6 protein-coding genes and 1 pseudogene are annotated in these 7,703 nt (G+C 63.3%); 1 reads left to right on the top strand and 6 read right to left on the bottom strand.

The genetic code is table 11. From position 1 onward, the window contains the following. The 4 genes from JMF90_RS15080 to JMF90_RS15065 all read right to left on the bottom strand — a co-directional run. The coding region (locus JMF90_RS15080) for an MHYT domain-containing protein (RefSeq protein WP_305790745.1) at nt 1–776 on the bottom strand (776 nt) is incomplete at its 3' end. A gap of 234 nt (nt 777–1,010) precedes the next feature. Then, nucleotides 1,011–2,084 carry a porin gene (locus tag JMF90_RS15075; RefSeq protein WP_201317473.1) on the bottom strand — a complete coding sequence of 358 codons (1,074 nt, stop codon included), beginning with the start codon at nt 2,082–2,084 and terminating at the stop codon, nt 1,011–1,013. 186 nt (nt 2,085–2,270) lie between these two features. Next, on the bottom strand, nt 2,271–3,713 hold the full coding sequence (locus JMF90_RS15070) for an MFS transporter (RefSeq protein ID WP_201317474.1): 1,443 nt from the start codon (nt 3,711–3,713) through the stop codon (nt 2,271–2,273). Nucleotides 3,714–3,946: 233 nt separating this feature from the next. Next, the gene (locus tag JMF90_RS15065; RefSeq protein WP_201317476.1) at nt 3,947–4,870 is read right to left on the bottom strand and encodes a dihydrodipicolinate synthase family protein; all 924 of its coding nucleotides are present in this window, start codon (nt 4,868–4,870) and stop codon (nt 3,947–3,949) included. A gap of 181 nt (nt 4,871–5,051) precedes the next feature. Here JMF90_RS15065 and JMF90_RS15060 point away from each other — a divergent pair, with 181 nt between their 5' ends. Next, nucleotides 5,052–5,996 carry a LysR family transcriptional regulator gene (locus JMF90_RS15060; RefSeq protein ID WP_175849476.1) on the top strand — a complete coding sequence of 315 codons (945 nt, stop codon included), beginning with the start codon at nt 5,052–5,054 and terminating at the stop codon, nt 5,994–5,996. Between the two features lie 135 nt (nt 5,997–6,131). Here the strand turns inward: JMF90_RS15060 and JMF90_RS15055 are convergent, their stop codons facing one another. Together JMF90_RS15055 and JMF90_RS15050 are read right to left on the bottom strand one after the other, a co-directional pair. Next, nucleotides 6,132–6,935, bottom strand: coding sequence for a hypothetical protein (locus tag JMF90_RS15055; RefSeq protein WP_201317475.1), 804 nt, complete (start codon nt 6,933–6,935; stop codon nt 6,132–6,134). An 89-nt stretch (nt 6,936–7,024) separates the two neighbouring features. Continuing rightward, a pseudogene (locus tag JMF90_RS15050) lies at nt 7,025–7,270 on the bottom strand (sel1 repeat family protein); the annotation flags it as partial. Nucleotides 7,271–7,703 lie beyond the last annotated feature (433 nt).

Below are 7,703 nucleotides of genomic sequence, written 5' to 3'. Positions count from 1 at the left end.
AATTCCTGGTTGGCTTCGGCCAGTGACGTGGCCAGTACCGCCGTGCGGGCCTCCAGACGCAGGTCGAGGATGGAGACGATCAACGCGATGGCGAGTATGGCCAACGTGGCGACGATGATGACCAGTGCAAGCCAGCCGGCGTCCATGCGCGAGCCGGCTGCCCCGCAGAGGCTGCCGAGCGGGAATCGGGCGGCGGCCATCCCGGTATAGTGCATGCCGGCGATGGCGGCGCCCATCAGGACGGCCGATCCCAGATTGAGCAGCCGCACGCGCGACGAGTTGGCACGCCGAATGAATACGATCCACAGTACGGCGCCCGATGCGACCACGGCAATTGCGACCGACAGGCAAACGAGCAACGGGTCGTACTGGATGCCGGGCGACATGCGCATCGACGCCATGCCCGTGTAATGCATGCCCGCTACGCCGGCCCCCATCAACATGGCCCCGCCGCACAGCCGGCGCCACTTCAGCGTGTCCCGGCAGACGAGCCACAGCGCGCACGTGGAGCAGACGATCGCGATCAGCAACGACAGCAAGGTAATGGCCGGATCGTATCCCAGTGGAATCGGCAACGCGAAAGCGAGCATGCCGACGAAATGCATCGACCAGATGCCCGTGCCCATCACGCAAGCCCCGCCGACCAGCCACCACTGTGCGGCATGCCCCTGAGCGCTCTTGATGCGCCCGGCCATGTCCAGCACGGTGTAGGACGCCAATATGGCAATCAGCAGCGAAAGAAGAACGAGCAACGCGTTATAACTGGTCGGCAGCATTGTTGTTTACAGATCGCTTTCGATTCGGCGACGACGAGACCACGCGTTGCATGGGATCTTCGTGAATTCGTGTGAAGGTTAAGCACAAAAGGAAAGCGGCGCCGAAGGAACGGAATGGTTGTGCGACCAACCAGACGATTCCAGCGACCACCGCTTGCATGGCGGATCATAAACGCGACCTCCCGTTCAGGGAAGGATTTACCGCTGCGGGGTGTGGAAGGGTACGGGAGGGAATCAGAACGTGTGGCGAATGCCCACCGCAAACGAGTTGCCGATGGGGTGTGCGCTCAGCTTGTCGTAAGCGTAAATCGCGTAGATGTCCGTCCGTTTCGACAGCAGGTGGTTGTAGCCGACAGACGCGGTGTTCCGCAGGCCGCTCGCCGCTCGGGTAGCGCCGGACCGCTTCGTGCGCGCCCACTCTGCAAGCAGGAAGTCGGCGGGCGACAACGGGATCGACAAACCCGCCTCATAGGTGTGGCTGCCGGTCGGCGTACTCGCATCGCTCGTCATCGCCCATGCGCCATAGAGCGTGACGAGCTTGAAGTCGTATGCCGCGCCAGCCAGATAGGCATACTGCGCGCCGACCGGCCCTGCCGCGGTATACCGCACGCGCTGGCCGGACAGCACGGCCGTGAGGCCATGCCCTCGATAGTTCAGGTGAACGCCGAGATTACCGACGCCCGGCGAACCCGCCACGCCGCCAAGACCATAGATGACGGTGGCGGCGAACCCCTTGAAGTCGGGCGTCGTGTACTTGACGGTGTTGTTCCACACCGTATCGCCGATGATCGTCCCGCCATAGTTGGTCACGAACGTCTGCAGGACGAGCGGAGAGAAGACGGTCGAGGATCCGAACGGATTGACGAGGGATTCAGCCGTATAGGCCGGGTTTCTTTGTCGCCCGAAGGTCACCTGCCCGAAGTCGCCTTGAAAGCCCACGTACGCATTGCGTGACCAGAACGGGTCCGCCGTACTGCGCCCGAGCGCGCCGTTTGCGGGTTGAAAGAAGCTCTCGAGGACAAAAATGGCGCCGACGCCGCCGCCAAGGTCTTCCTTGCCGCGGATTCCCCAGAACGACGTGGTCAGCCCGCCGCTCCCCATCTGTACCGCGGCCTGCGGCGTGTCGCTGCGTTTGATACTGCCGACGTAGGTGCCGAGGAGGCCATAAAGCTGGACCTGGGAGCCGCTATCCGCGTATGCCCCGACGGAATTCAATACCAGACCGGCGCTGAATATCGCCGTCACGCCGAGCGTACCGACAACGCGCCGGGCGGCAACGCGCACCACGATCTGTCGTGTCTTTTTCATTTCGATTGTCTCCATTCATATTTTTGTGAGCGGCCTTTTCCGTGACCATCCATCTGTAGTACTGATTGAATAGCGGGAACGGCGGCCCTTGTTTCGAGCACGTCGCCGAAGTCGCTGGCGTGACGAGCGAGGAAACGCCTTCCCGCGAGGCTTCTCAGGGGAAGGCGCCGTCAGGCATGCGAGTGACTACGGTGAAATTTCCTCGAGCGAACGATTGGTCGTCTCCACCATTCGCGCGGCGACGAAGAAGCCCACCGCACTGACCGCGGCAAACATGACGAATACCGCTGCGATGCCTTTCCCGGTCAATACGACGCCGACGATCGCCGGCGCGGCAGCAGACGCCGCGCGCAGCCAGGAGGTCGCGAGACCGGTGCCGATGGCGCGCATCCGGGTGGGGTAGATCTCAGGGGTGTACAGGTACAGAAGGACCGTGGTCGTTGCCATCACCGCGTACGCCGACGACCCGAGCAACATCACGGACCAGGCGCTGCCGGCGCCATGAATGCCGAGTACGGCGAGCAGGGCTGCGCTGATGATGAAGCAGGCCATTGCCCACCGGCGGCGCCCGACCCGATCGATCAGCAGCGCACAGGCGAGCACCCCGCACGTACTCAGGACGTTCGAGATGGATGCCATCTGAAGCGACGTCTGCAGCGGCAGATGGTAGACCGTCCTGTAGAGGCTGGGCAGCCAGTTGTTGATGCCATTGGCCACGAAATAAGCGCTCGCCCAAAGCAGCCACACGACGACGGTGCGGCCTCGATAGAACGGCGAGAAGAGTTCCTTCCAGGTTCCCTTCCGCTTCGACTGTCGTCCGACCAGGAGGCTCGCCACGCGCGCGTCCACCTCGGCCCTTTGGACTTGTATGTCGAGGTTGCGCTTCGTCGTGCTGGCTTCCAGCCGCTCGATGATGCGTTCGGCCTTATCGAAACGCCCGCGTGCAACGAGCCAGCGCGGCGATTCCGGAAGGCGTGCGATCAGGATCGCGACGACCATGCCGGGAATCCCGCCGATCAGGAACATAGTTTCCCAGCCGAAGCGCGGAACGACGAACGCACCGAGCTGCGCGGCCGCGAGCAGGCCCAACGGGAAAATGAGTTCGTACAGGATGAAGAAACGCCCGCGGCCGTGCGCCTGGGACAGCTCGTTGATGTACGTGGCGGCCACGGGCACTTCTCCGCCCACGCCGATGCCTTGCAGGACGCGCATCAGAAACAGCATGTGAAAGCTGCCGGTGAACGCGCATACGACGCTCATCGCCGACATGACGCCCACCGCAACGGTGGCGCTCGGCACCCGCCCCAGGCGCTCGGCCAGCCAGCCGAAGACCAACGCGCCGACGACCTGGCCCAGATAGCCCGCAGCGATCAGCACGCCGATCTGACCGGCAGAAAGATGCCACAGCCCCACCAGTACGGGCAGCACGAAAGCCAGCGAAAGTGCGTCGAATGCATCGAAGAGGGTCGCGCTGCCCATGACGATCCGTGCCTGGGTGTGCCACTTGCAGAACGGCACGTTTTCGATGCGGAACAACAGGTTCGCCGCCCGCAGTTGCTCGCTCGTGGGACGCGTTTCGCTCGCGGATCGACCAAGGTCGACGCCGCAGGCGGTCGAAGGGGTGTTCATGCTGTCTCCTGAAAAGCTGCATTTTATGGACCTTCGGCTTGCTTCTTGTTTTGCAGCACTGGTCGCGTTTTTTATTCGTTTGCCGCGACGTCGGCGCGTTTTTTATCGTTTGCCGAGCCTGTCGGCAGCGGCGCGCGCAACGAGGTTTCGCGCCGCCCCGACTGCTCGATACCGACGGCACAGCGGGCGGCGCCGCGCCGTCGGCATCCGGCTATGGACGTACCGCGCGGGAGTCAGTCGACGAGGCCGGCCGAACGAAGCGCGTCCGCGATTTCAACGTCCGCGCCTTGCGCGAGCGGCAGCAACGGCGAGCGCACGGTGGCGTGCTCGAGGATGCCGCGGGCCACCAGGCCATGCTTGAGCGCGACGGTGCCTTCCATGTGCGACCCGCGGTGATACACGTTGCGCGTCACCGGCAGCAGGCGATCGTGAATCGCGCGGGCGGCCGGGTAGTCTTTCGCCTTGCCTACCTTGATCAGTTCGATGAGCGGCTCGGGAGCCAGGCCGCCGTAGCCGACGAGCGCGCCGTCGACGTCGAACATCGTGTGAAGCAGATATTCGTCGTGGCACGTCAGGATTTGCAGTTCCGGACGCTCGCGTCGGATGATCGGAATCTCGACGTCCCAGCGACGCATGTTGCGTACGCCGTTTTTCATCGCGAAGACGCCCGGTTGCGCGGCGATTTCCAGTTGCGTGTCGAGGTTGTAGGTCGCCTTGGTGGCGTCCGGGTACTGGAACAGGATGAGCGGCAGGCCGCTGCCCTCGTGGATCGCGCGGTAGCGATCCTGCGGCGCGCCTTTCTGATAACCGAAGCGCAGCCAGCCGTGCGACGGATACACCAGACCGGCCGACGCGCCGGCCTCCACCGCGCGCTTCGCCTCTTCCACCGCCACTTCCGTGCCTTCGAGCGTGATACCGGCGATGACCGGAATCTTGCTGTCGACGGACTTCACGAAGCTTTCGATGACTTGAGCCTGTTCTTTCTGCGAGAGGAACGTGCCTTCGCCTGCGTGTCCGAGCACCGTCAGACCTTTGACGCCTTCGATGCCGCCGAGCCATGCGCCCAGCCGTTGAATGGCGGCATGGTCCACCGCGCCCTCGCGGGTGAAAGGGGTAACGGGTGCCGGGACCAAACCGCGCAGATCGATTGCCTTCATGACGTCTCCAAATGTGAGCTTTTCCGCTCCTCTTTGCCGGAGGAGAGCCCGCCGCCCGTTGCGCATCGCGCCGGAACAACGGTGCATGCGTTGCAGTGTAGGGATGCGGGACCCATGCGAGAACGGCCAGATTGCGCATTTCAGCTATACTGATTTGACATATCTCGGGAGAGGCTTCGCGATGGACTATGCGGCTTGGAAGCTATTCATCGACGCGGCGGAACTCGGGAGCCTGAGCAAGACGGCCATTGCTTACGGAACCAGTCAGCCTCACATCAGCCGGCAGATCGTCGAGCTCGAACAGTATTGCGGCGGCCGTCTGTTTCAACGGACAGGGCGCGGCGTGGTATTGACCGAGCTGGGCACGCGTATCGCGCCGCGCGTGAGGACGTGGCTGGCCAGCACGGAGCAGTTGTCCAACGACATCCGCAGCGCGGCGGGCGAGCCGATCGGCGTGGTCAGGCTCGGAATCCTGCCCTCCACTGCCCATCCGCTTGTCAGCACCCTTTACCATCGCCTTCGAGAGCGCTATCCGCTGGTGCAGTTGCAGGTGCGCGAGGGTCAAGGGGCGTTGCTGGAAACCTGGCTCGAGAACGGCAGCGTCGATCTCGCCATCCTGTTTCGAAACAGTCCGACGCCGAGAAACGGCGACGAATACCTGGTCGAGGCCGCGACTTACCTCGTGGGGGCGGAAGGCGACCCTTTGACCAGTCAGCCGACGATCGCGTTTTCCAGGCTCGATGGCATTCCGCTGGTCTCTTTCTGCCGCCCCAATAGCTGGCGCGAACGGCTCGAACAAATCGCGGGCGAACATCAGGTGTCGCTCAATTTCGCGGCGGAAGCGGATTCACTGAGCCTGCAGGGGCACATCGTCGCCGACGGTGGCATCCATGCGTTGCTGGGCCCTTACGCGATCGCCAATCTGGAACGGGAATGCCGGTTGCAGGCGTCGATGGTGGTCGATCCGTCCGTGCCGCGCTTCATTGCGCTCGCCATGTCGCCTCACGGCGAACTGACGCTGGCGTGCCGCACGGTCATGCAGCTCACGAAGGAAATCGCACGGTCGCGCAATCTCTCGTCGGATCTTCGGTTGGGCGTGTCTGCCGCGTTCCTGCGTTCCATCTGAAGGGCCGGGGTACGGTGTATTCGCAGTCCTGATCGAGTGGGATATCGATGTCCGCCACCGCGTCGTGTTGTCGGGCGAACGGCGCGACGGGATGGCGCAACGTCTCCATCCGCGGCGCGCGTCTCGCGTCGACCGCTAGTACGACTTGCCGCCCACCGTCGCCGCTTCCAGTTCGCGCGTGATGATCTGCGTGCCGCCGACGTTGGCGACCGACTTGACCAGGCCGACGCCCGGCGCGAGCCAGTCGTCAGCGCTCGTCTTGGTCGTCACCGCCGGGTTGGCGGCGGTCTCCGTGGTCTGATAGTGGCAGGCGTTCGCAAAGACCTTGCCGTTCCTGAGGCTGACCGTTTCGCGCGCGACGTAGGTCCGCTGGATCGAGACAGCCGTTTGCGCGCCGCCTGACGGAACGACGGGCGTATCCACGTAGTTCACCGTCTCGCTTCCCGCGAGCCCGATCGTCTCGACATAGGGCGGCGAGTTCACGTCCCGCAACGCGAGCGTGCCGCCGCTGTAAACCTCGCTGCCGTAGTACGTGCGTACGCCGTTACCGACGAGGTAGTAGTGATTGGTCTGGATCGGCGAGCCTGTCGTGGTTTCAGCCTCCTGCGTGAGCGCCACGCCGTCGAACGTGGCCGGCGCGTAAGTCCGCGTGTACACGCCGTTGTCGACCGACGGGCTCTGCGACGTCGCTTGCGTATACATGTGCAACTGCACGGTATCGCCCTGCTGGTAAACCGGATCGCACTCGACGTTCGACGCGGTCGGCGAGCCCGGATTGCCGCCCGATGTGCCCGTGGTCGGCGTTCCGCCGCTTCCACCGCTGCCGCCGTTGTTGCTCGTGCCCGATCCGCGGGACGCCGCGGGCGAGGAATTGTCGTCACCGCCGCCGCAAGCGGTCAGCGCGAGGCAGGTCAATGCGATCAGTGCAACGGCTTTCATCGGGATCACCTTCTGGACGAACGGAACGAACGCAGCCCGTACGCGCGAATCACGCCGCACGCACCGGCCATCACGAATCAAGAATCAGAAAATGAGCGCAGGCCGAGGTCGTAGGCGGCCTTCGGCTGGGTTTTCGCGATTTGCTTGAGCGCGGCGATGCGCGGATCGTCCCGGTCTTCCGCATCGTCCCTTTTTTGATAGGAGACCTGATCTTTAGGGCGATCGGAACACCCTGTGTCGTCGCAGATCCGTACCGTGCTGGCGGTGACCGACGGGTCTTGCGCGCACGCGGCCAACAGCAACAGCAGCCCCGGTGCGAGTAAACGGCGATACATGGGTATTTTCCTCACGTTTCATTGGCGCCGTATTGCTTCGCGCACTCGCCCGCGAGCATGCCCCCGGCTGATGCGAGGCGCTGCGCGGCGAAGATCGTCCGCGGGCCCGCATGCCAAGGCTCTCTCAGGTTCTCTTGTCGGCTTGAAACATTGTGCAGCGTCTGCTGCCGCAGACGACGGAAAATGGGGACACTAGCCACCGTTCCGTCTCTTCAATCCACGCAATATCGATCATTGCTTACTGCGTTCAAATGATACATATCGGTCTATCTAATAGTCAAGATGACTTGATAACCGGTTCGCCGAACGCGGTTTACCGACGCGGAGGTGCCATCAAACAGGCCCGGGAGGCCAATCTCGACGAGTCGCTGATGCTAGAATAATCGGTCTATGCTGCTGAAATATCGAGGAGGAAGCCGTTCGTGCGAGCCAA

Source organism: Burkholderia sp. E168m23, from assembly GCF_016586125.1.
GTDB classification, from domain to species: Bacteria; Pseudomonadota; Gammaproteobacteria; order Burkholderiales; family Burkholderiaceae; genus Burkholderia; species Burkholderia orbicola.
Note: the sequence above shows the minus strand (reverse complement) of the source record. Positions and strands in the feature narration are given on the sequence as shown.